The organism is Aequorivita antarctica (assembly GCF_007997155.1).
GTDB lineage: Bacteria > Bacteroidota > Bacteroidia > Flavobacteriales > Flavobacteriaceae > Aequorivita > Aequorivita antarctica.
Genome location: NZ_VORT01000049.1, coordinates 1 through 799, shown reverse-complemented (window position 1 = coordinate 799; position 799 = coordinate 1). Strand labels below are relative to the sequence as shown.

Sequence of the window (799 nt, the reverse complement as noted above, 5' to 3'; positions counted from 1 at the left end):
CAACGTTTTGTATAAGCGCTGTGGCGTGGGGTTAAAAATTAATTATTTTAATATTATTGTCTTTTGTGGCGGCGATAATTTTCTAAATAAACGATTGGCAGCCATGGCGTTTATGCTTTGTTGGCAAACGTTTTTAGGGCGTAAGAGTTATCACTTTCACCTCCGTTCAGATTATATCTGCTATATTTGGACAAAATTTCTATTATACCACTATTTTCTAAAAAAGATTTTTCAGATTCCATAACTGTTGGTGGTGTTCCTTACAATCCAGATTATTTAATTCAATTTCCTGTTGATAAAGATGAGATAAATATAAAAAACTGTATTTGTGTGTATTCTATTTTAGATAGCACCAATTCTGTATTTCGTAAGTACGTGGGTGCAAAATTTTTAAAGCACTTGAACAGTAAAAATGTCGGCGATAAAGTCAATGGATTTTTGCCTCAAAATATTTATTGTTTTACAGATACATATTTTCCATTAGATGATTTTGTCAAAGAACAAAAGTTTAAGTTTTTTGGTCAGGAATAGGTTCTAAACCTGTGTGATGGTGAGCACTTGTATTTTTCCCAACCTCTTTTAAATACTCGGCGAACATTTCAATCTCGGAATATGCTTTTAGGTCAAATTCTCTAAGTATTTTCTTAGCGCAATCATAGAAGAACTGCGACTTAGCATTTTTCTTTCCACGACCTCCTCCATAATCCTCTACTAATTCTCTTAATTCTTTTTTATAGAACATGATTGTCTTTTTTTATAAAACAACTCTCTATACGTGGTCAGTTAAATTTTTGCCAAC

The 799-nt window shown here is 32.2% G+C and carries 2 protein-coding genes; one reads left to right on the top strand and one right to left on the bottom strand.

The window, feature by feature from the left end; genetic code table 11:
• The first annotated feature begins 186 nt into the window (after positions 1 to 186).
• On the top strand, positions 187 to 531 hold the full coding sequence (locus ESU54_RS17690) for a hypothetical protein (RefSeq protein ID WP_111845846.1): 345 nt from the start codon (positions 187 to 189) through the stop codon (positions 529 to 531).
• On the opposite strand, the gene ESU54_RS17685 is transcribed toward ESU54_RS17690, so the two are convergent.
• Entirely contained in the window at positions 509 to 742 is a 234-nt protein-coding gene (locus tag ESU54_RS17685) for a hypothetical protein (RefSeq protein ID WP_111845847.1), read from the bottom strand. The genes ESU54_RS17690 and ESU54_RS17685 overlap by 23 nt on opposite strands.
• Positions 743 to 799 lie beyond the last annotated feature (57 nt).